Raw genomic sequence first — 23,276 nt, forward strand, 5'->3', positions numbered from 1 at the left:
TTAATCTTCTGCTTGATCATCTGCAAGTGGGAGTACAAATATTTCAGTTTTAAATAAGTTATCTATTTCTTGCTCGAACCTCATTTCTAATGCTGAACCTAATGGGTTTCGATCTTCCCCATATTCAATGACAGCACGTCCATTTTTCTGGTCATTATAAAATGCCATACCATTCGAATCAGTTTTACCCTTTTGTGTGGTTCCATCAGGCAAATGAATTGTATAAGGAATATTTGGACTAGGCGTGCCATCCGCATATATCTTTCTAAATTCAAGCTGTTTCTTAGGTATCGAGAAAGCAGGTAAAATTGGTAAGTTCTGTGTTGATGAACTTCCCCCCATAAACAAATGCTGCCCAGCTTTTACCTCAAACTTGCCACCAGTGACAGGGAAAATTCCCGAGCCATTAATCTTGAGTTGAGATCCACCCGCCGTGATAACAATTTCTTTAGAAGCACTAATTTCAATTTTGTCTTCTGTTGAAATAATCTGAACCGCTTTACGGGCAATTAAATCTGCTCCGTCACCTTGCGCTTGTATCTCAACTTTGCCTTTGCCTGCATAGAGTCTCGCCCCTTCTTGAGCCGAAAAAAGGCTGATTTTATTTTGGGCGTGTGCAATCAGGTTTTTTTGAGTGGTCAGGTTAATGCTATCACCAGCAGTTTGACTTAACTGAGCATCTGCACTGAGGTGAATGTCTTCATTACTGGTTATGGCAATACTGTTAGGTGCGGTTAATATCATCAAGGCTTGCTTAAAAGCAGCAGCTTTGTCTTGATCTTTTTCTTCAATTTGCTCTATGAAGGTTTTTAAGTTCTCAAGCACTTCCAATGGATCAGTTTGTTGATTTTTAGCAACTTCACTGAGAGCCTTGGCATTGTTAAGACCGCCTTCGATTTGCTGTTTAGCTTCATTTGCGTCTAGGTGTACGCCTTGAGCTTGGTCCTGTTTATGGGTGCTAACGAGTAAACCACTGCCAGCTCTTACCGCACCCCACTGATCTGTTCTTAGCTCAAAACCTTCACCACGGCCATCACTTTCCGCTTTGTCTTTTGGATGGCTTAAGTTGCCCAAGTTTAGCTGGCTTGCCGCATGACTGCTTTGTAGTTGGGCACTGATCTGCCCTGTCGTGTCATCAAAGCGTAGCTGGTTAAAGCCCTTACCATCGACTTCTTCGGAGCGAATACCGCTGAGTTTTTTGGTATCAGGTAGCTGGCCTTTCTGGTCAAACTGAGTTGGGTGACGTTCAGCTTCGTGAATGCGTCCGACCACAAACGGGCAGTCAATGTTGCCGTCAAAGAAGTCGATGACAACAATCTCACCCACACGTGGCAAGAAGCGTGCGCCATAACCTGCACCTGCCCACGGGGTCAGCACATCGACCCAAGCCGAGTCGGTGTCATTGTCGTTACTTCCTGCTCCACCGTCATGGCTATGGTCGTCAGCTCTAGTAAACAGAAACCGGACTTTAATACGTCCCCACTGGTCAACATGAATGCTTTCACCTTCCAGTCCCACCACTTTAGCTCGCTGCGGGTAAGCGGCTGGTCGGTGTTCTAGCGGGTGATATTCAGGCACAGCTTTAATGTTGCGTCGAACGACATTCAGCTCAGCAAAGTGGCGCTGCTCAGGGTTTTGCGTGTCGAATTGAGCAGCTTTGAGCTTGTCTTCTGGCAACAGACGCTCAAGTTGCTGCTGTAACTCTTTCGGTAAATTATTCTGGTTATAGTAGTGTTTGCTTAAGATTAAGAACTCTTTGTCGGCGCTGTCGTGGCGCTCAAGTTCTGGGTGATCATTCAGTTCGAACCAATAGCCTACCTGTGCATCACGAACGTTTCCTGAAACGGTAAACTGTTTAGAGCTCAGGTGATGGTAAGCATTAATATGCTGGTTAAGCTGTTCAATTTGGCTATTGCCTGAGGCAGTTGCTTGGTCTTCGCCTTTTAAGTCTTGCATCCAAGCGGGGCTGACGTGCCATGCATCTTCAAGGTTTAGGCTAGCGTTGTCATAATGTTCGCTGTGCTGCTGGGTGCCTTGTACGCTGCCACTGCCTTCTTCTTGTTGTAAGGCGTCGGCTTGCCAGCGTTGCACATGAACCGAGGTTGGTTGTAAGCGGCGTTCAGCTTTAACTTGGGTAATGGTATCGAACTGTTCCGTGGCACTGCTACGTTGGTAACGTAGGCTACGGCGTTCAAGGGCCTGATAGTTTTGGTGATCGTCAATTAAACGCAGTACTTGTGGCTGGATGGCAGCATTCGGGTCAGCGACTAAAAGCTGCGATTCATCAACCAGCCAGTTAATGCCTTCGCTACGCCACAAACGGGTTAAAAAATCGTAATCGCTTTCGTTTGACTGCATCACAAATGGACGCACATCGTAGTCTTTGCTTAACCCTGCCGTGTCGAGTGTTAAGCTTGAAGCAAATAACGGACTTTTGCTTTGCCATTCTTTAAACAGAATTTCGCTAATATCACGTACGCTTTTATTCATAAACACGCGGCTGTTACGGCGTTTATGCCAGAGTGCTGTTGGGTCTTTCAAGGTGAGATTATAAATGGTGAGTGAGCCGTCGCTTTGGCCTTGCCTTGCTTCGGTAATAATGCCTGTAGTTCTAAAGAACTGGCCCATGTCAGTGACCTGATCAACGGCAACCTGACAGCCAATAAATTGTTTTAATGCAATATGTGCGTTCGTCGACAGACACAGTAGCTCAGCAACGCTACCCTGATTGAGCGTATGTTCGCCTTCAATACGTTGTAAGAAGACTTGATTGTTTAATGATGGGTTGGAAAATTGCACATGAAGTACACGATTCTGTGCAACCAAACCTAAACTATCTAAAATTTGAAATATTTTATTGGACATCATTATTATAAAACTGAGTCATAATCAGCGCTATTTTATAAAAAACAGACAGAATTGTCTATTTATATAAAATAGCTTATCGTTCATAAGTTACATATTTTTTAGTTTATCTAAAAGAAAGACGGGCCACCAAAAAATCTATAAATGCCCGAGTTTTGGCCGGTAAATTAGAAGTACTAGGGTAAAGTAATTGAATATTTTGTAACGGTAATGAGAAATCAGGAAATAACCGAATTAAGCGGTTTTGTTGAATATCTTCATCAACTAACCATGCTGGGCAAATCGCAATACCTAATGATGACAGCGCCATTTGATGAATTGCTGTTACCGAGTTTGATTCATACTGACTTCGAATAAAAGGTAATGAATATTTTTCCCCTAAATTATTCTGCAAAATATATTGTGAATCTTGCCAATTTAATAAAGTGTGACCAATCCAAGGAACACCTGCCAAATCGGATATATTTTCTACAGAATGGTCTTTTATAAACTGCGGAGTAGCCACAAGATAAATTGGATATTCTCCGATTTTTCGAGTTTTTAGAGATGAGTTTTTTAAATTTCCTAGCCGTATAACAAGATCTAACTTTTCAGTGACTAAATCATCAAGGGAAGAATTAAATGAATACTGTAAGCGTAAATGTGGATAAAGCCGACAAAATTCAGGAAGTAAAGGCAGAATAAAACGTTGACCAAATTCATTGGTTGATGAAAAACGTAAAGTGCCTGTAATACTTGTGCCTAAATGCTGGCTTCGCTCAAAAGCCTCATCAATCTGAAGCTGGATTTGTTTAAAATCTTGATAAAAATGCTGGCCTATTTCAGTTAATGCAATATTACGGGTATTCCGAATTAAGAGACTTGTATTTAACTGCTTTTCTAATTGTTTTATATCAATACTGACCATTGAGCGGCTCAGCCCCAAAATTTCGGCAGCCTTCGTAAAAGATCCGGAATCGACAACTTGTAAAAAACTAGTAATTTGCTTGAGACTTTTTTGCACAATTCAGCCGATTGTTTGAAATTATTAAACAATGATTTTACTTCGGCTGCATCGACAATAAAAGAGCCAAATCTTACCCTGCCTGCTCGGAGGTAGGTATGTCTTATCGATATAAAATAGCAACGGTGTTTTTACTTGGGTTCTTTATTGATTGCATTAACATTTTTATGTCAGCAATTGCTTTACCTAATATTGCATCATCATTTTCAGTCAGCCAATCCATGGTCGCTTGGGTAACAAATGCCTATATTCTCGGCTTGATTTTAATCATGCCCATGAGTTTATGGTTAGCCACCAAGTTAGGAAACCAAAAGTTATTATGTTATTCGATGCTGTTATTTTCGATAAGCATTTGCTTTATTGGCTTTAGTGAATCGATTTATAGCTTAATCTTTTGGCGTTTTATTCAAGGTATCGCTGGAGGTTTATTAATTCCAGTCGGCCAAGCATTGGTATATGCCTTATTTCCCAATCAAGAACGCCAACGCATTTCTACAATGATTATGGCAATTGCCTTAATTGCTCCAGCTTTTTCACCCGCCCTTGGTGGTGTGATTATTGATTCATTGAATTGGCGATGGGTATTCTTATCTAACCTTCCTTTTTCTTTACTTGCCTCATTTCTAGCGTGGCTATGGGTTAAAAAAACAGAGAATGTGTCTAGTGAAAGACCAGACATAAAAGGCTTGGTTATTTTTAATATAAGCCTGTTATGTCTATTACTCTCATTTTCATTCTATAGTGATTACCACAATGTTGGACTCGCTATAAGCAGTTTTCTAATTTCGGTGGGAATGCTTATTTTTTACATTCAATATTCTAAAAAAATCGATCATCCTGTTCTTAATCTTGAGTTATTAAAAAATAAAAATTTACGCAATGCATTTATTATTTATTACGCTGTTCCCGGTATTTTTACAGGTGTTAATTTACTCAATATTTTTAATTTACAGGTTAACCTTGGCTTTAATGCAAAACAAACTGGTTCATTCATGTTGCTCTATGCAGCAGGTGCGCTGGTGGCAATGATAAGCGGTGGCCTGCTCTATCAACGGTTAGGAAAGAAATATCTACTTATTATTGGAATAGCCCTTCATAGCCTTGGTATCTTTTTCTTATTTTTTATTTCAAACACTAGCCCCATCAGCTTTTTAGTACTCGCCTATTTATTGATGGGCATGGGAGGCGGCTTAAGCGCCAATATTGCCCAAATTAGTTCGTTAATTGATTTCAATGACCAAAATTTATTACAAGGCAGTGTACTCTGGAACATCAATCGACAAGTTTCATTTAGCATCGGTACGGTTGTTCTCATTTCAATATATAACTTGATGTCTGGCTCAAGTGATCTGCTTCGCTATCAACATACTTTTTTAATTGCAGCAGTCCTCTGCTTACTTTCACTCATTCCCATTTTAAAGGAAAAAGCCTATGTCTAAACAAATGAATCAAGCCATTCAAAGCGTAATTGACCTACACGTTTTGATCGAAAATGTATTTACAGGCCAAAATGCAGAACAGAGTCTTAGCCCGCTTTTAGATAGTTTTGATCAAAATTTTAAGATGGTCACGGTTCAAGGCCACTGCATTGGTTTAGCCGAAGTGAATAGTTTATTTAGCCAAAATATCGGGAAAAAACCCTCTTTAAAAATCACTATTCTTAAAAGCACAGCTTTATACGAATTTGAAAATTATTGTTGGGTCCAATATCAGGAGCATCAGCAAACTGATGAGACCGAGACAGTACGTACTTCCACAGCCTGCATTAAAGTAGAAGGCGAAAAATGTTATTGGGTTTATTTACATGAAACTTTAGTTCCACTCCAAAACTAACAACTAAGTCATATCGCTCGCCTTAAAGATGGCACTTATTTTGCTTAACAATATTACGTTTTATGAAAATCGTAATACTGATCAAAATGGGGAGCTGTCGATATGGGTTATGTTGCAAAGGAATTTACGCGAAAGAACAAGCTGATTCTCAGTATTTGTTCTTTCGTTATTCCAATATGTCTTTGGTGCGCAATCAGTTACTTACCTTTTGTTTGGCATCCTCAAGTACAAATCACGAGTTCGGGAAGTGTTTCTTACTTACAAGTGGGAAGTCGCATTGATAAAAATGTGTTCTATCTCGAAGCACAAAATGCAGTCAATCGAAATTCTGCACCACCACAAGGTATTTTAGTCAATCCGATTTATTTACCCGCTCCTCATGAAGTCGCTCAGGCTTTGGTCACCGCCTTTACCACACCACCAGAGCAACCCGATTCGCCGTGGTTTCATCAAAGTTTATGGCACAGTATTAAACTGGTATTTTCAGCTTTTTTTATCTCTTCGCTTATGGGGATTCCACTCGGTATTTTGTGTGGTTTTTCTAAGCGCATATCGCTGTTAACAGAGCCTTTTGTCGAGTTTTTCCGTTACTTGCCTGCACCGGCTTTTGGCGCACTTGCCGTGGCAATTTTAGGAATTAATGACGCACCTAAAATCGCAATTATTGTGATTGGTACACTTTTTCAGCAAATTCTCATTATTGCCAATACCACCCGAATGGTTGATCGAAGCTTAATTGAAGCTGGCTATACGCTTGGCACCAATAAGCTGAAGAGTTTATTCCATGTAGTGATCCCCGCTGCCTTACCCGATATTTACCGTGACTTACGTGTGTTATTGGGCTGGGCATGGACCTATTTAATTGTTTCAGAGTTGATTGGTACGACTTCGGGTATTACATGGTTTATTACCCAACAAGCACGCTATCAAAACTTTGACAATGTCTATGCGGCCATTCTGATTATTGGGGTGATTGGTCTGGTCTGTGATTGGATATTAATGAAGTTAGGTGAGCGGATGTTCACTTGGAAAGTAGGAGCAAAATAATGAATGATTCAACATTTAACGCGCATGAATACTTTCAAAAAATTTATGAACGTCCTGTTATTTTAGAAGCTAAACAACTGAGCCAAGTCTTTAAGCATGGACAAAGCGAACGCACTGTTTTAAATAAGCTCGATTTAAAAATTCATAAAAGAGAATTTATTTGTGTGATTGGCCCTTCCGGCTGTGGTAAATCGACCCTGAGCCGTGTCATTGCAGGTTTAGACCCATATCATAGTGGAGAAGTTTTAGTAGACGGCGAATGCATTACAGGCCCATGTCCTGAACGCGGTATGGTGTTTCAGGGCTATACCCTTTTCCCTTGGAAAACCGTAAAAGAAAATGTGATGTTTGGTCCGCAAATGCGAGGAGCCAGTCAAATGACAGCAGAGGCGCAAGCCCGTGAATGGATCAATATTATTGGTTTAGAAAAATATGAAAATCAGTATCCACATCAACTTTCTGGTGGCATGAAACAGCGCGTTGCAATTGCGAGAGCCTTGGTCAATCAACCTAAAATTTTACTGATGGATGAACCTTTTGGTGCGCTCGACCCTCACACTCGCCAAAAAATGCAAAAACACTTAATGGATTTATGGCAAAACATTGATATCACCATTATTTTTGTCACCCATGACATGGATGAAGCTATTTTACTTGCAGACCGAATTGTGGCACTCAAAGCCAACCCAGGCGAAATTAAGGAAATTATTGAAGTGAATTTACCGCGCCCACGTTCACTGGACTTAATGAGTACCCCTGAGTTTAAACAGCTCCGCTCACGGGTAGATTATCTGGTACACGCCGAAGAGGACGAGCTTGACCCAGCTTTGCAAGATTTACCAAAAATTCCGCGTATGACTCAAGTCAGTACAGAAAAATAAGAAAGACATTAAAAAGCCCAAGCTGAACTTGGGCTTTTTTATTGATTGGGCTTATTTGAGTTGTTCTATGAGTGTCGGATAAATCAGCCCATCTACATTTTGCTCAGTTTTATAAATACCATTTTCAACATTAAATTTATTTACGTGATAAGTCGAACCATAAATCGAGTCAAAACCATCTGATTTAGCAAATACCTTTTTATTGGCATTGATATCTAATAGATGCGTCCCGCTAACCATCAACTCATATTGTTTCGGGTCAACCCCTGAACGGTTTGCCATGATTTTAACTGCATCGGCATGGGTTGCAGGGTCATTAATATATTTAACTGTTTTGTCCCACACCTGAATGATTTTTTTCCATTCTTCTTGATGAGCAGTTAAATGACTCATGTTGACGGTCAGAGTGTCATAAATTAAACCCGGCTTGTCTTTAGAGGTATAGATAATTTTAGAACCCGCTACGGCTTTTAATGCTTGACCTGCAACAGGTTGCCAAACAGCAATCGCAGAAATATCTGGGCTATTGAACACTTGAGGTAATTGGTTGGTTGCTGAGTTTACCAGCTTCACGTCATTGGCTTTAATGTTATGGTCGGTTAAAGCTGTTGCTAGTAAAAGATGATCAACCAAGCCTTTTTCAACGCCGATTGATTTTCCTTTTAAGTCTTGAATGGTATTAATTCCCTCTTTTGCAATAATGACATCATTACCCGCAGAATAATCTGTTGCCATGATCATCATGCCTTGAGTGCCGCCCGAAGCTGTTACCAAGTTATCGCCATTGGTGACCAAAACGGCATCAAGCTGATTTGCTGAAAAAGCCGAAAGTGAAGCCGAATAATCAAACCACTTAAACTCTACATTTAAGCCGGCTTCTTTTAACCAACCTTTTTCAATAGCCACCTGCCAAGCCACCCAGCCCGGCCAATCGCTATAGCCAATGGTAATCGGTTTTGTATTTGTGGCTGCCTGAGCGTCTTGTTTAGCCTCAGGGACTTTAGCCGTATTGTCACACCCACCCAATACAACTGCCGATAAAATAGATACGGATAAAAACGCTTTTTTAATCATATAGAAACTTCCCCAACATTTTTACTAACAACACTTTGAGCGGTTTGATTGAGTGACTGTATATAGGCTCGCCAGCCTCCAAAATGGCTAATATCGGTTGCATCATGAATGGCATAAGCTTCGCAGATAAAACCTTTGACCCATGTTCCATCTTTTAATTTAAGGTTGCCAATACCAAGTGGTGCAGGCACTTCAGCCACAATGGCTCCGAAATTTGCAAAAGGAACATCCCACACTTCAACTTCAATTGACGTACCTGTCGCATCGCATTGCAGCCCCGGTTTTGGTGGTTTGGTATTTTTTAGGGCAAAGAGTTTATAGGCTTCTGCTGTCTGGGTTTTCTTGAGCAAAGTAGCATGGCGACTAGTCAGCTGAAAATTAAGTGGCATGCCTGTTAAGTGCGCTCCGACGACAGCAAGCTGCACTGAATGACTCGATTGGATGTTTATACTTTTTTGATAATGTTGAGTTGATTTACCTAAACTCAGCAATGTTTCGGTTTGCCAGAGCTGGGCAAAATTGGTCAGTGCCTGATCGTGCCAAGCAGGTGCAATAAAAGTTACGCCACTTGGTAAACCGTCTTTACGCAGTACATTTGGTAAGGCCAGTGCAGAAAGATCGGCAAAATTTACAAAGTTGGTATAGGCCCCCATGTGCGCGTTTTTAGTTAGCGGGTCGGCTTCAACTTCGGCAATGGTGTAAATGGTTGGTGCGGTTGGAACCATCAATGCATCAAAAGGCTGAAGTGCCAAATTAATTTTTCGGGCCAGTACTGCACGGTTATATTCCGCTTGCAGTACATCTGTTGCTTTGAAGCGATCTGCCTGCGCAATAATCTGGGCAATAACCGGATGGGCTTTGTCACGTGTTGTCATGCGTTCAACGGCGACTGTTCTTTCTGCTACCCATGCATCATTATAAAGTGCAGCAGCAAGCTCATTAAATGCGCTGAAATCAATACTCTCAACTTCATAACCTAGTTTTTTTACACGTTCAATTGCAACTAAAAAGGCTTTTTCAGATTCAAGATCACCATAAAACTCAAGCTGGGCAGGAATGGCAATTTTTCGTTTAGAAAACTGAGTTGGTACATTGGCTGGATGTGCTCTTGAATATTCATCTGTTTCATCATAGCCCTGCATTAGACTGGCAACTGTCCAAGCGTCATCGATATGCAGTGCAAAAATAGAAATGACATCAATGGTCCGACAAGCAGGAATTAAACCTGTAGTAGAAAACCAGCCCTTCGTGGGCTTCAGGCCTACAATATTATTATGGCCCGCAGGAACGCGTCCTGACCCCGCCGTGTCTGTCCCCAAACTAAAAGGCACAATACCGTTGGCAACTACCACGGATGAACCTGAGCTTGACCCACCGCTGATATATTCAGGGTTAAAACTATTTTTTACTGCACCATAGGGAGAACGAACCCCGACCAGTCCAGTCGCAAACTGATCTAAGTTGGTTTTGCCCACCACAATCGCCCCTGCTTTTTTCAACTTGGCAACTACAGCAGCATCTTGTGTCGCTAAATATTGAACCTCTTTACAGGCAGCAGTCGTGTGAAAGCCAGCGACATCAATGTTGTCTTTAACTGCAAATGGCACACCGTATAGAGGTAGGTCAGCAATATTCTGGTCTTTTAAAACATCAATTTGCGATTGGATCTGCTCATTCGATGCAACTTCAATCCATGCATGGTCATCATTTTTAATTTCTGCAACATAGGTAATCAGATCTTTAAGATGGATTTGCCCGTTTTCATATGCTGTTTTCCAGTCTTGGATTGTCCATAAATTTTTCAACACGCTACTCCTCATTTAGTCATTTTGCTGTATAGGCGGCATCACGGCATCCATCAGTTCTAAATGCCCTTTGATCACCCCTTTAAGCACAATAAATTGCTGGCTAATTTGTCTGAGTTCAGAACTCGCCCCCTGCATTAACATGACTTGCAATATCTTTTGTTGGTCGAGCTGGATATGAAGTGAACTAATTACTTGTGTTAAAAACTGCTGTTGTAAATCAACCAATTGATTGCGCAAGGTCATTTGGCTAGCGTCATAAAGCAGCGTCAATGTGCCCACCATAACTTCATTGGCCTGTGCCTGCTCCGCAATCAGGTGTTTATTAATCATGTCAACAATGGCTTGCGAACGACTTTCGTAGTTCTGCTCGACAATTTTCTGATCGAGTGCGTTGAGTGTCGTTTCAGGTACGGTAATACTGATTCGAGCTAACTTTTGTTTTGCCACAGTCTTATCCTTTTGTTTTAGTCGGATAATTGTTTTGTTTGATATATACGCCTGCACGAACGCTGAGCAATTCGACTAAAAAGGCTTTTAAATTTTGCTTTGGTTGAGCCACGGGTTTTACATCGTTCATATCGCACCTCTAGCTTGGTATTACCAAATTCAGTTTTTGTATTACTGATAAGAGATGCAGAAAATGTGCCAGTTTTTAAGCGCGGTTTTTGATGGATTGGATGGGTATTTATGAGTGATTTTTGGGCAAAAAAAAGCCCCATGCACAAGGATGGGGCTAATATTTACGTTTTTAGAAACTGATTTTTTAATATTATTTCGGATTGATCATCGTATGCGCCCATACCGATAAAGACTCTAAAACAGGCTTAAAAGTCTGGCCCAATTCGGTCATTTCATAGACAACTTTAATCGGTGCTTTTTCACCATATATAGTTCTAGAGATTAAGCCACTTTGCTCTAATTGTTTAAGTTGAAGACTTAATGTCATTTCAGTAATTGTAGGAATGAGTTGCTTGATTTCATTAAAGCGTTTCGGTCCATCTTTTAGATAATACAAAATCACGCATTTCCATTTTCCACCCACCAAGTCCATAGCCATACTGATATGACATGGATAAGTTTTTCCATTCATGCTGATTTCACATTTATTTTCAGTATTTGCCATTTTTAACGCCACCTATCAACTTTGATAGTTATTGTACACCCATACTATAAAAATTATAGTTACTATGATTTTTATAGCTACAAGGCATTATTATGGCTTTACTTATTTTGGCCCATCCCTACTACGCTCAATCGATTGCAAATAAAACGATTGTGAATGAACTTATAAAAACCTATCCAGACCTCGAAGTACGAGATATTTTCCAGCTTTATCCGGACTATCAAATTGATGTGAATGCTGAACAAGAGGCCTTGTTACGCCACGACACCATCATTCTGCAATACCCAATGTTCTGGTTTAATATGCCGGCAATTTTGAAGTTATGGTTTGATGAAGTTTTTACTTATCAATTTGCTTATGGCTCTCAGGGCGATAAATTAAAAGACAAAAAAGTCATTATTAGTATGACAGTCGGGCAAAAAGAAGCCGACATGGTGAATGACCGAGAAAACTTAGCAGATAGCTTTTTAAAAGCAGTTCAATATTCAATTCAATATACGCAAATGCAGTTAAGTGCCACTTACTTACTTTATGACGTATCACCTTTATCGGGTAATTCAGAGTCTAAAATTGAGTTAAAAGCAGTTGAACATGGTCATAAAGTATTAAAGCATTTGACCGAAGCATAATATAAAAAGAGAGCATCGATATGGATGCTCTCTTTTGGTTTAAGCGACAGGCGCCAAGGTAAATAGCACTTGTCCCGTTTTTACAGTTTGCCCTTTTTCAATGGTAATGGTTTCAACTTTCATGCGTTCAGGCGCAATAATCGGGATTTCAATTTTCATTGCCTCAATCACCGCAAGAGTTGCACCTTCTTCAACAATATCTCCCGATGCACATTCGATTTTCCAGATTGAGCCTGGCATATGCGACTCAACTGCACAGCCCCCTTCAGGAATAACTACGGTTTCACCTTCATCAACAGCATCTAGGCTTTCAGAGATATATTCTTGCAAACCGGCTTCATGCCAACGGCGGCGTTCAGCCTCAAAGTTGGCTTGTTGCATGTCTTTAAAGGCTTGGATGCTATCTTGATGTGTTTTTAAAAACTCGTTGTATTCTTTTAAATTGAGCACACCATCTTCAATGCGAAGTTGTAGACGGCCCGCCTTAAAGTCTTCACGCATTTGCAGAAGTTCTGTTTCAGAGACTTCATAAAACTTAACTTGGTCAAAAAAGCGCAGTAGCCAAGGCTTACCCTCTTCGAAGTCGGCATTTTTACGGTAACGGCTCCACATTTGAGTGGTACGGCCAACAAACTGGTAGCCACCCGGCCCTTCCATACCGTACACACACATATAAGCACCGCCGATACCCACGGCGTTTTCAGGTGTCCAAGTTCGTGCTGGATTATATTTTGTAGTGACTAAACGTTGGCGTGGGTCGAGTGGTGTCGCAACGGGTGCGCCTAAATACACATCGCCTAAACCCATCACCAAATAGTTCGCACTATAGACCACATTTTTAACCGCTTGCTTTGAAGCTAAGCCGTTAATACGACGAATAAACTCGACGTTATCTGGGCACCACGGCGCATCTGGACGAACAATTTGCGTGTAGCGTTCGGTGGCAAGCTGAGTTTGTGAATCTTCCCAAGCTAAAGGTAAATAGACAGTCCGTGAAGGCACCTGCATATTTTGAATGTCGGGTAATTCGGCTTCTGCTTGTTGAAGTTTCTGTAAAAGCTCAAGTTGATCGAGCTGGATTGAATCAAAATGAATTTGTAGTGAACGGATGCCCGGTGTTAAGTCGATAATGCCCTGAATGTTTTGATCTTTGACCCATTGCATGAGTGCATGAATACGGAAGCGTAAATTTAGGTCGAGTACTAACTCACCATATTCCACCAACAAATAGCTATTTCCTGCTGGTCGATAGGTAATACTTGGCAAGTCGCCCTCACCTTGCAAAGTTGCCAAAACTGCATCTTTTAGAGTATCGGATTCTGCTTGAATGGCTGGATTAAAATCAATTAGCGTTGTATCAGCCGCGGTTAAGCTTTGATGATATTTTTGGTCCAGTGCTTTTGCTTGCGCATAACTTACAGGCACAAATTTGACTTTATCGCCTGCTTTCAATTGCCCGATTTTCCAAAGCTCGGAATGAATCACCACCGCAGGACATACAAAGCCACCTAAGCTCGGACCATCGGGACCCAAAATAATTGGCATATCGCCCGTAAAATCAATCGCACCAATCGCATAAGCGTTGTCGTGAATATTGGAAGGATGTAAGCCTGCCTCACCCCCATCTTCACGTGCCCACTCAGGTTTTGGCCCAATTAAACGAATGCCTGTACGGCTTGAGTTATAGTGAATTTCAAACTCATTGGCAAAGAACGTATCAATATCTTGTTTGGTAAAAAAGTCTGGTGCGCCGTGTGGGCCATACATCACGGCAATTTCCCAGTTTTGGGTAAAGCTAGGAATTTGTGCTTGAGCTAAAGTCGTGGTCGAGTGAGTGGAATATTCAGTAATCGGTAACATATCACCAATTAATAGATTACGGCCTGCGTGCCCACCAAACTGACCCAAAGTAAAAGTAGCCTGTGACCCTAAATAGTCAGGAACATCAAAACCGCCTTTAATGCCAATATAGCTGCGGCAACCTGAACGTATAATGCCACATTTTAAAATCTGACCTTTTTGAACGTTAATGGTTTGCCACATCGGCACCAGCTCACCATCAAGCGTTGATGGCATATCACCACCTACAATCACAATTTGGCTGTCGCAGTGAAATTTTAAGGTTGGACCTTGTAAGGTGCATTCAAGCCCTGCTGTATTTGGTTCATTGGCTAAAAGCTGGTTTGCCACAGTTAAACTGAGTGGATCGATGGCACCTGATGGTGGTACACCAACATCCCAATAACCCAATCGGCCTGTTACGTCTTGAATGGCGGTTTGAATACCAGCCTGTAACACCTCAATTTTTTGTGTTTTCCATTCAAATGTATTTAAAAAACGAGTGGTTTGAGTTCCAAGCGCAAACACATCGCAAGCAATAATATTTTGTAAATATTCCAGATTGGTTTCGATACCTGCCACTTGCGTGTTTGCAAGACTAGCACTCATTGCCTGTATGGCTTGCTCTCGGGTTGCAGCAGTCACAATGATTTTGGCAATCATCGGGTCATAAAAAGACGACACCGTTGACCCTGTTTCTACCCATGTTTCAACACGCGCTTGTGGGTCAAACTTAACATGAGTGAGTAAGCCTGCACTCGGTTGGAACTGTTTAATCGGGTCTTCGGCATAAAGACGAACCTGAATCGAATGTCCTGTTGGCTCTAACTTTTCAGTGGGTACTGACCAGTCGCCACTTGCTAAAGTGACCATCCACTCAACTAAATCGACACCAAACACTTGCTCGGTCACGCCATGTTCGACTTGTAAACGCGTGTTGACCTCTAAGAAATAAAATTCTTGGGTTTCAGTGTCCATGACAAACTCAACTGTGCCTGCCGAGCGGTAGTTCACCGACTGCATCAGCTGAATAGCAACTTTTTGAAGATAATCACGTTGCTGTTCATTTAAGTGAGGCGCGGGTGTTTCTTCAATGACTTTCTGATTACGGCGTTGCACTGAACAATCACGCTCACCCAAGGCTAAAACTTGCCCTTGCCCATCCCCAAATATTTGAACTTCGATATGGCGTGCATGTTGTACAAATTTCTCTAGGTACAAACCAGCATCTTTAAAATTGACCTGTGCTAAATAAGAAACGGTTTGATAAGCATCTTTTAATTCGGTTTCATTCCAGACCAGACGCATGCCAATACCACCACCACCCGCCGTACTTTTAAGCATAACCGGATAACCAATACGGGCCGCTTCGGTCAAGGCCTCGGCTTCATCGGCAAGTAGTGAACTACCCGGAAGTAAAGGTACGTTGCTTTTAATTGCGAGTTCACGTGCAGTATGTTTTAAACCAAAATCGAGCATTTGGCTTGAAGTTGGCCCAATAAAAGCAATGCCTTGGCTTTCACACAAATCACAAAACTCAGCATTTTCAGACAAAAAACCATAACCGGGGTGAATGGCTTCTGCCCCCGACTGTTTAGCAACCTCAAGGATTTTTTCAATATTTAAATAGCTTTGATGAGCAGGCGCAGGACCAATCAAGAAAGCTTCATCAGCCAAAGTCACATGTAGAGAATCACGATCGGCTTCGGAGTAAACTGCAACCGAAGCGATGCCGAGTTTTTTTAGGGTACGAATTACGCGACAGGCAATTGCACCACGGTTAGCAATTAGAACTTTTTTAAACATGGTTACACCCCTTCCGCTTCACGGACAACCAGTTGAATTTTGGTTGGGTTATAGGCATTACATGGGTTGTTCAGCTGCGGACAATTAGAAATTAAAACGATCAAATCCATTTCTGCCCGTACTTCTACATATTTACCTGGTGCTGAAATTCCGTCATCAAATTTAAGCTGACCGTCTGGCGTTACTGGCACATTCATAAAAAAGTTAATATTTGGACCAATATGACGAACATTTAATCCATGCTTTTTTGCAATTGGGTGTTTTGCCAAGGCATACATAAAATTGTTACGGCAACTATGCATGGGATACGTTTCATGTGCATAGCGAACCGTATTACTTTCACATGAACAAGCACCACCAATGGTGTCATGGCGACCGCAGTTATCATCATGAATAACCGCAATTGGGCGACCCAAGTTACTGTAGAGCTTCGTACCCTTTTCTAAATAAATGTGTTGGTTGATCGCCAAAGTATCCATTGCGCTATAACGCTCAGTCGGGTTTTCGGCACTCATAAACAAAGTATCGACCGCTTGGTTTCCCTCAAGATCAATAATTCGAAAATATTGGCCTTTTTTAACCTCACACATCCACGCTTCACCCGCAGGACAAACTTCATTTAAAACTGCTTTTTCAAATGATTGTAAAATTGTCATGATGCTTCTCCTGATTTAAATATTGCTAAGCGCGTAGTAGCGGGCTGTGTTTTGAAACGCACGCTGATTTTGCGAACACGCATCACGACAAATATCGCTGTCTGTTAGAGAATTGGCTTTAAATAAACTGAGTTGAATATCGGCAGGTTGATAGGTTTGGCTGGTGTCTAAACCATGCGGCGCGGCAGATAAAAATAACAGGCAGTCCATTTCAAAACGCAGCTCAATGGTTTGATCGGTGTTATCTGAATTTACATAAGACAAAGCACCGCTTTCATCTGCCGCAACTTTAGAAAACAGGTTAACCGCGGCACTAAGGTCTTGGCTGGCAAGTCCGTATTTACACATTTCAATGAGTAAACTATCTAAGCCGTTTTGGTACATATCATTGCGGGCATCTTGAAATGTACAAGTACCAAATTGCTTTTGAATCTGTTCTGGTCGGCTTGGGCCACAAAGTGCATCGTTCCAACCATGATCGTCATGAACAATTGAAGCCATGACACGGCCAAGGTCTGAATACAGCACATTGGAAGCTTTTAAATAGGCGGTGTGTTGCCCTTTTAAAGTGTCGGGCATGTTAAAACGTTCCAGCACATCGGCAGCATTTACACAAAATACGGACACGTTTGCATGAGCGCCAAGTGATTTAAATCTAAGAATTGTTCCTTTTTGAATACGGCCCGACCAGTGATGTCCACCGGGTAAAAGTTCGGTCCAAATCGCCTGATTGTTATGATAACTTACAGTGTTCATAGCTACTCCTTGTCGGATAGTTTTAGACTTCCTCCCGGGCTTTTATCCCTCCGTGTAGTTCGCTAGGAACCGTGAACTCTCGGTCCAGTCATACATGAAGTATCGGAACCCTAGATCACTTTTGATTGTTTATAACTATGCAAATGACATGCCAGCTTAGTATTACGTTTTTGGTTAAAAGTAATACTAAACTTGGTCAATTGGGGTGCAATTTAGAGTAGAGAATGGATGGCTGCATAAAAAATAGTGCATTTTTTAAATTAGCTGCAACTTTAAAACTGATATAAGAAAGTCCCCAAATCATTAGGGACTTTTAAGACAAATGGGCGAACGAATAAAATACTAGACACATTTTAAGGGATCAGAATTACCTTACGGCAGTCCTCTTCTCTTTTATTAAAAATACGATATCCCTCTGCGGCATCTTCTAATTTCATGCGGTGAGTAATGATAGCTTCAGGTGTTAATTCACCACGCTCAATATGTTCTAATAGTTGTGGTAAATATTGATGAACATGGGTCTGCCCCATTTTAAAGGTCAAGCCTTTATCAAAAGCATCGCCAAATAAGAAACCATGAATCGGTCCTGCATATACACCCGGTACACTCACCACACCACCACGGCGAACCGCTGCAATACATTGGCGTAAAGCAGCCCCACTTGAGCCTTCAAGTTTGAGAGTTGTTAGCGCAGTTTCAATGATGCTACCTTTCGCCTCGAAACCAATCGCATCAATCACCGCATCTACACCACGGTAGTTGTCTGTATTTTGAATAATATATTCAGCAGCATCTACTTCTTCAAAATTGACTGGAATAGCCCCATAAGTGGTAGCCGCATATTCCAATCGATATTGATTGTGATCAACCATAAATATTTTTTCTGCACCTAACATCTTGGCACAAGCAGCACTTAATAGCCCAACTGGACCAGCACCATAAATAGCAACGGTTGAGCCACGTTTGACTTGGGCATTGGTCACTGCCTGCCAAGCAGTCGGCAAAATATCAGTCAAGAAAAGTACTTTTTCATCTGACAATGAGGTTGGTACTTTAAAAGGACCTTTATTGGCTTTTGGCACACGCACATATTCTGCTTGGCCACCGGGAATACCGCCGTATAAGTGGCTATAGCCAAATAAAGCTGCACCGGGTGGAATTTGTTTTTTATTAATAATTGCACCGCGCCCTGTATTGGTTTTTTCACATGCAGCAGTCAGGTCGAGTTGGCAATAGAAACATTCGCCACAAGCAATCACAAAAGGAACAATCACACGATCACCCTTTTTCACTTGGGTAACGGCGGGGCCAACTTCCTCTACAACTCCCATAAACTCATGACCAAAGATATCTCCATGTTCAGTCTTTGGAATTTTTCCTCGATATAAATGTAGGTCAGAACCACATATTGCGGTTGCTGTTACTCTTAAAATAATGTCATCTGGTTCTTGAATAATAGGGTCCGCGACCGTTTCAACTCGGACATCTTCGGCACCGTGATAGGTAAGAGCGCGCATTTTCATTCCTCTCATTTTTATGATGTCATTTGATTATGAAGAGGCTTTCTTTACCGTTTGCAACGATTCTTATTTTTCACGTAAGGCATATAGTTCAAATGCAACGGGATAGAGATTTGAGTAACAATTAATGAATGAGCAATCATTTTCAGCGAGGGATGTTTTTCTTATCTGACCTTGTAAAAAGCCAATCATCTCTATAATAAAATGATTGGCTCTGCCCTAAAAACTAACCTAATCTAACTTGAGCTGCTGTCTGAGCTTTAAAATATCAACCAGCCCTTTGTCTCTTGTTTGATATAAATCTCTATCTTTATAATGGGCTAAAAGCTGATTTGTTTCTGCTTCGAGTAAATCCGTTGTCTCGTCTGAATGTTGAAATGCTTGCATGTCATTCCACCACTCTGTCATTGGTGGACCTAAATGGTGAATCGCCTCTTTAAAACCCTTTTGGTTTGCGAGTTGCATATTAATATAGGGACCAAATAGCGCCCATCTTAATCCCGGCCCGCTGGTAATCGCGACGTCAACATCTTCGGCAGAGCACACGCCTTGTTCAACCAGAGAAAATGCTTCTCGCCATAGCGCAGCCTGCAAGCGGTTTGCCACATGTCCTTTTACTTCTTTATTTAAAATGATTGGGTTCTTACCTAACTGTTTATAAAACTCAGAAGCCTGTTTTAAAATTTGTGGATCTGTCAAATTACCGCCAACGATTTCAACCAAAGGCAAAAGATGAGGAGGATTAAAAGGATGACCTAATAAAATACGTTCAGGATATTGAGTCTCTTTTTGAAAATCAGACACTTTTAAGCCCGATGAGCTTGAAGCAATAATAGTGTGTTCAGGGCAATATGACGTGATTTCTTGATATAGCTTTTGTTTTAAATCTAAACGCTCTGGAGCATTTTCTTGAATAAAATCTACATCTGAAACCGCATCTTTTAAATGATTAAAAACTTCCAGATTAAGCAACACATCTTGTAGAGAATGGACGTGCTTAGCGTTTTCATCTAAAGCCAATAAATCATTTAGATTTTTATATATTCTTTTTTTAAAGATTGCTTCATCGATAGGATAAGGGTCATAAACCTTAACTTTAAATCCTTTATATAAAAATAAGGCCGTCCAACTTGCACCTATGACGCCTGCTCCCACAACACCAACCGTTTTAATGACTTCCATATTTTCCTCGTAAAAATGTTGTTTTATTCGAAATTTCTTTACCTAATTGAATACTTAAACAAACATAGCAGATTCAACCAATCAATAAATTTAATTGTTTATATTTTATATAATTTGTCCTATATTCCCTATCTTGAAAATTTTATTCCTTTCGTCAATACGGCTTAATTTTTACCATTTTTAGACTTTATTTACTGAATTTTATGTCAAAAAATCTAGCAACATTGATTGGTTTAAGCGCCATTCTCATGTGGGCATCTATGGTCGGTCTGATGAAACAAGTCAGTGCCGCCATTGGACCGGAAATGGGTGTCACGCTTATTTATACTCTCAGTGCGCTACTGTTACTTATCATTTTCAGAGTTCCAGACTTTAAGCTGATTTCCAAAAAATATTTAATATTGGGTACAGTTCTGTTCGTTGCTTACGAGCTGTGTTTTTCATTTGCAATTGCTTATTCTCAAAGCCCTCAACAAGCAATTGAAGTTAGCATTGTTAACTATCTGTGGCCGAGTTTAACGGTTTTGGCTTTTGTTATTTTTAAGGAATTAAAGTTTAATTTTCTTATTATTTTCGGCTTACTTATTTCAATTTCCGGCATTGTTTTTATTCAAACTGGAAGCGGTGATTTTAGTCTAAGTAGCATTGTCGATAATTTGCATAGCAACCCTCTAAGCTATATTTTGGCATTTGTAGGTGCCATTATTTGGGCTTTTTACTGTGTACTCACCAAAAAAATGAGTAATGGGCAAAACCCGATCTCTATTTTCTTTGTTTGTGTCGCACTCACACTATGGCTCAAGCTGCTTCTCTCTGGGCAATTCACCATTCCTTCAATGGATATTCCAACTGTAATCACCCTTTTAATTGCATCCGCTGCAATTGGCTTTGGCTATGCGGCATGGAACATTGGCATCATTCATGGAAACATTACCATGCTTGTGGTTGCCTCTTATTTCACCCCTATTATTTCATCTATTTTGGCAATGTTTGTTTTACAAACTCAATTGTCCTTAAGCTTTTGGCAAGGAACAGCCATGGTTACGGCTGGCTCCTTTATTTGCTGGATTTCAACCAACTGGTCTGTGATTCAACCTTTCTTTAAAAAATTAAGAAAAGACTAAAAAGCATTGTAGATTTATTGCAATGCTTTTTTCAAACTTACGATAACTCCGACGGATTAGAATTCCCCCATTGCCAAAAGCGTGCTAACATCCAAATTCTGACAATCGTCCATGTCAAAATTATTTCTAGAGGGAATAAGATGTTAAAAACTCAAAAAATCAACATCGTACAAGAATTTGATGCACCCATAGACAAGGTCTTTGCAATCTTGAGCGAACATGAAAACCTAAGCAAGCTTTTCGCTCCTGCTAAAGTGACTCGGATTAGCAACGGAAAAGACGCTCGTAATGGTGTCGGCTCTGCACGCAAGATGTCTATTCCATTTACCCCTTCATTTGTAGAAACAAATTTAGTCTACAAAGAAAATGAACTCATCGAATATGCAATTACCAGCGGCATTAGCCCAATTAAGGCTCACCGTGGTGTAATGAAATTTAGCGACTTGGGAAACAACCGTACTCGCTTGGATTACACCATTAGCTTTAAAGGTCGTGTTCCTTTTATTGGCCCAATCATTAAAGCAGCCTTACAAAATGGTGTAAGCCGTGGGCTTAAAAAACTTAAGTTTTAATTGAGATATATCAAATAAAAGCCCTTTATCGGGCTTTTATTTTTAAGTAGATTTGTTGAAGAATTGGTATATCAATTTCTAAAAATAGTAAATTCGAAAACTTAATGACAAAAACAAAAGCCGACTCGTTAAAGTCAGCTTAATTCTACAGTTTGAGAGAATTGCTTAAATAGTTTTTGTTCGTGGCAATCTTCTATCTATTTTCTTTTTCTAAAATTAATTTACACCTTAGTTATGACTGTTTGATTAAAAGAAAACAGAAAGATGAGATAAAAAGCAAATTAACTCACACTTAACAAGAATAATGCTAAACAATTAACATTTTATAGAGATGATGTATATCAATTAAATCTTTAGAAATTTTCTAAAGTTCAGTATGCTGAAATGACCTACTATTAGAAAATAATCCATACAATGGAACATCAGTGCTTGTTAAAGGAATTAAATTCACTTATTGAATATTATTCCAAAAGAACAGATTGTCCACCTACCAGAATTCGTATAGGTTACAGAGCCTATGCGAAACTCATGCAGAATCCAAAATTTGCTGATGAAGTCTCAAACTCTGCCTTAGATCCAAATAAACGTAAATATAAAAAGATGAAAATCAAAGTCACGAAAGATGATGATCAACTTGAACTAGATTGATTAAAATAAAAGCCCAGCCACGGGCTTTTATTTTTAAGAAGTGTGTGGATTTAGAGTTAAAACAACATTATTAAAAAATAATCTAACAACTTATCTCGCTCATCTACACTGTTTTTACTTAAAAGCTGAACCATTGCCCCATCAATCACGAACAAAAACATGTGGGCGTCTTTCATTGAAGCCGTAGTTTTGACGGTTAAAAGCAGTTTATAAATTTCGTTGATTAGCCAAGTTCTATATTCAATCACCATGCTATAGGCTTTTGGGTAGAGCTTTTCAATTTCAAAAATTGCTTTAAAGGGCAAATGATAAAAGCCATTTAAGTCGGCATGTAAAAGGTAAATCTGCTTGAGTTTATCAAGCACCATTTGTTCACGGTAAGAATTAAGAATTGAAAATACTTTTACTTTGAGCGCATCTTTTTGAAAAGTGAGACACATCTCGATCAGTCGTGCTTTTGAGTGAAAGTCGTTATAGAAAGTCGCTTTGGGAATTTTAGCTTCCGCAATAATTCGGTCGACACCGACCTTATGAAAGCCATATTGATTAAATAAATCTTTTGCTGCGTGAAGCACTCGCAGCGCTCTAAATGAAGATTCTAAATTTTTCATGTATACCGCTTAAAATAATTTTTTGTTGTATCTAAAAGAGATAGAAATGCCGTCACTCTTAAAATGAGTGCTAAAAAACAGGCATGCAAAAGCGGCACTAAAGGTGTGCTCGCCTATCTCGGGTTTATTGTTGCTATGATTTTTGAGTCGTAACGATTCTTAAGGTGTAGAAAACCTAGAGTCGATTAAACCGTTTTATAGACTGTTTAATTGGTATGGACGGAAAGATTTTGGCAAAGGCCAATAAATGAGAAGAATTAGTACGCATAGCGGACTCCTTTGTTAACAAAAGAAATCCT

At 40.3% G+C, this 23,276-nt stretch carries 21 protein-coding genes and 1 riboswitch; of the genes, 8 read left to right on the forward strand and 13 right to left on the reverse strand.

Annotated elements, in window-relative coordinates; translation table 11 throughout:
* On the reverse strand, nucleotides 1–2,868 hold the full coding sequence (locus tag AC2117_RS11755; protein WP_133974278.1) for a DUF2345 domain-containing protein: 2,868 nt from the start codon (nucleotides 2,866–2,868) through the stop codon (nucleotides 1–3).
* Between the two features lie 103 nt (nucleotides 2,869–2,971).
* A complete protein-coding gene (locus AC2117_RS11760; protein ID WP_133974280.1) occupies nucleotides 2,972–3,868 on the reverse strand; it encodes a LysR family transcriptional regulator in 897 nt (298 codons plus the stop codon).
* Nucleotides 3,869–3,966: 98 nt separating this feature from the next.
* Between AC2117_RS11760 and AC2117_RS11765 the strand changes: the two genes are divergently transcribed.
* From AC2117_RS11765 to AC2117_RS11780, 4 genes are all read left to right on the forward strand, one after another.
* Complete coding sequence (locus AC2117_RS11765) at nucleotides 3,967–5,307, forward strand: MFS transporter (protein WP_133974282.1); 1,341 nt, start codon at nucleotides 3,967–3,969, stop codon at nucleotides 5,305–5,307.
* Nucleotides 5,300–5,701 carry a hypothetical protein gene (locus AC2117_RS11770; protein ID WP_133974284.1) on the forward strand — a complete coding sequence of 134 codons (402 nt, stop codon included), beginning with the start codon at nucleotides 5,300–5,302 and terminating at the stop codon, nucleotides 5,699–5,701. The genes AC2117_RS11765 and AC2117_RS11770 overlap by 8 nt, the downstream gene beginning before the upstream one ends.
* A 102-nt stretch (nucleotides 5,702–5,803) precedes the next feature.
* The gene (locus tag AC2117_RS11775) at nucleotides 5,804–6,748 is read left to right on the forward strand and encodes an ABC transporter permease (RefSeq protein ID WP_133974286.1); all 945 of its coding nucleotides are present in this window, start codon (nucleotides 5,804–5,806) and stop codon (nucleotides 6,746–6,748) included.
* Nucleotides 6,748–7,629 carry an ABC transporter ATP-binding protein gene (locus AC2117_RS11780; RefSeq protein WP_001000088.1) on the forward strand — a complete coding sequence of 294 codons (882 nt, stop codon included), beginning with the start codon at nucleotides 6,748–6,750 and terminating at the stop codon, nucleotides 7,627–7,629. Before AC2117_RS11775 ends, AC2117_RS11780 begins: the two co-directional genes overlap by 1 nt.
* Nucleotides 7,630–7,680: 51 nt before the next feature.
* On the opposite strand, the gene AC2117_RS11785 is transcribed toward AC2117_RS11780, so the two are convergent.
* The 5 genes from AC2117_RS11785 to AC2117_RS11805 all read right to left on the reverse strand — a co-directional run bounded on the left by AC2117_RS11785 (nucleotide 7,681) and on the right by AC2117_RS11805 (nucleotide 11,634).
* Nucleotides 7,681–8,703, reverse strand: coding sequence for an ABC transporter substrate-binding protein (locus AC2117_RS11785; protein WP_133974288.1), 1,023 nt, complete (start codon nucleotides 8,701–8,703; stop codon nucleotides 7,681–7,683).
* Entirely contained in the window at nucleotides 8,700–10,511 is a 1,812-nt protein-coding gene (gene atzF / locus AC2117_RS11790; protein ID WP_133974290.1) for an allophanate hydrolase, read from the reverse strand. Before atzF ends, AC2117_RS11785 begins: the two co-directional genes overlap by 4 nt.
* A gap of 12 nt (nucleotides 10,512–10,523) precedes the next feature.
* Entirely contained in the window at nucleotides 10,524–10,958 is a 435-nt protein-coding gene (locus AC2117_RS11795) for a CopG family ribbon-helix-helix protein (RefSeq protein ID WP_032070478.1), read from the reverse strand.
* A gap of 4 nt (nucleotides 10,959–10,962) precedes the next feature.
* Nucleotides 10,963–11,088, reverse strand: a complete 126-nt coding sequence (locus AC2117_RS11800) for a hypothetical protein (RefSeq protein ID WP_133974292.1) — start codon at nucleotides 11,086–11,088, stop codon at nucleotides 10,963–10,965.
* Between the two features lie 192 nt (nucleotides 11,089–11,280).
* On the reverse strand, nucleotides 11,281–11,634 hold the full coding sequence (locus AC2117_RS11805; RefSeq protein WP_133974294.1) for a winged helix-turn-helix transcriptional regulator: 354 nt from the start codon (nucleotides 11,632–11,634) through the stop codon (nucleotides 11,281–11,283).
* Between the two features lie 92 nt (nucleotides 11,635–11,726).
* On the opposite strand from AC2117_RS11805, the gene AC2117_RS11810 reads away from it, so the two are divergent.
* The gene (locus AC2117_RS11810; RefSeq protein WP_133974296.1) at nucleotides 11,727–12,263 is read left to right on the forward strand and encodes an NAD(P)H-dependent oxidoreductase; all 537 of its coding nucleotides are present in this window, start codon (nucleotides 11,727–11,729) and stop codon (nucleotides 12,261–12,263) included.
* A gap of 39 nt (nucleotides 12,264–12,302) precedes the next feature.
* Here AC2117_RS11810 and uca read toward each other — a convergent pair whose 3' ends face one another.
* From uca to AC2117_RS11835, 5 genes are all read right to left on the reverse strand, one after another.
* Nucleotides 12,303–15,908: an urea carboxylase gene (gene uca / locus AC2117_RS11815; protein ID WP_133974298.1), complete on the reverse strand. Its 3,606-nt coding sequence runs from the start codon at nucleotides 15,906–15,908 to the stop codon at nucleotides 12,303–12,305.
* Nucleotides 15,909–15,910: 2 nt separating this feature from the next.
* Entirely contained in the window at nucleotides 15,911–16,564 is a 654-nt protein-coding gene (locus AC2117_RS11820; RefSeq protein ID WP_133974300.1) for an urea amidolyase associated protein UAAP2, read from the reverse strand.
* Between the two features lie 15 nt (nucleotides 16,565–16,579).
* On the reverse strand, nucleotides 16,580–17,320 hold the full coding sequence (locus tag AC2117_RS11825) for an urea amidolyase associated protein UAAP1 (protein WP_133974302.1): 741 nt from the start codon (nucleotides 17,318–17,320) through the stop codon (nucleotides 16,580–16,582).
* A gap of 29 nt (nucleotides 17,321–17,349) precedes the next feature.
* A riboswitch (guanidine-I (ykkC/yxkD leader) is annotated at nucleotides 17,350–17,445 on the reverse strand.
* Between the two features lie 228 nt (nucleotides 17,446–17,673).
* Complete coding sequence (locus AC2117_RS11830; protein ID WP_133974304.1) at nucleotides 17,674–18,837, reverse strand: zinc-dependent alcohol dehydrogenase; 1,164 nt, start codon at nucleotides 18,835–18,837, stop codon at nucleotides 17,674–17,676.
* Nucleotides 18,838–19,071: 234 nt separating this feature from the next.
* Nucleotides 19,072–20,022, reverse strand: coding sequence for a 3-hydroxyacyl-CoA dehydrogenase NAD-binding domain-containing protein (locus AC2117_RS11835; RefSeq protein ID WP_133974306.1), 951 nt, complete (start codon nucleotides 20,020–20,022; stop codon nucleotides 19,072–19,074).
* 203 nt (nucleotides 20,023–20,225) lie between these two features.
* Here AC2117_RS11835 and yddG point away from each other — a divergent pair, with 203 nt between their 5' ends.
* The 3 genes from yddG to AC2117_RS18925 all read left to right on the forward strand — a co-directional run bounded on the left by yddG (nucleotide 20,226) and on the right by AC2117_RS18925 (nucleotide 22,366).
* Nucleotides 20,226–21,146: an aromatic amino acid DMT transporter YddG gene (gene yddG, locus AC2117_RS11840; RefSeq protein ID WP_133974308.1), complete on the forward strand. Its 921-nt coding sequence runs from the start codon at nucleotides 20,226–20,228 to the stop codon at nucleotides 21,144–21,146.
* A gap of 140 nt (nucleotides 21,147–21,286) precedes the next feature.
* On the forward strand, nucleotides 21,287–21,718 hold the full coding sequence (locus AC2117_RS11845; RefSeq protein WP_016138615.1) for an SRPBCC family protein: 432 nt from the start codon (nucleotides 21,287–21,289) through the stop codon (nucleotides 21,716–21,718).
* 414 nt (nucleotides 21,719–22,132) lie between these two features.
* Nucleotides 22,133–22,366 carry a hypothetical protein gene (locus AC2117_RS18925; protein ID WP_016138616.1) on the forward strand — a complete coding sequence of 78 codons (234 nt, stop codon included), beginning with the start codon at nucleotides 22,133–22,135 and terminating at the stop codon, nucleotides 22,364–22,366.
* A 56-nt stretch (nucleotides 22,367–22,422) separates the two neighbouring features.
* Here AC2117_RS18925 and AC2117_RS11855 read toward each other — a convergent pair whose 3' ends face one another.
* Nucleotides 22,423–22,977: a TetR/AcrR family transcriptional regulator gene (locus AC2117_RS11855; protein ID WP_133974310.1), complete on the reverse strand. Its 555-nt coding sequence runs from the start codon at nucleotides 22,975–22,977 to the stop codon at nucleotides 22,423–22,425.
* Between the last annotated feature and the right edge of the window lie 299 nt (nucleotides 22,978–23,276).

The organism is Acinetobacter calcoaceticus, from assembly GCF_900520355.1.
Lineage (GTDB): Bacteria > Pseudomonadota > Gammaproteobacteria > Pseudomonadales > Moraxellaceae > Acinetobacter > Acinetobacter calcoaceticus_C.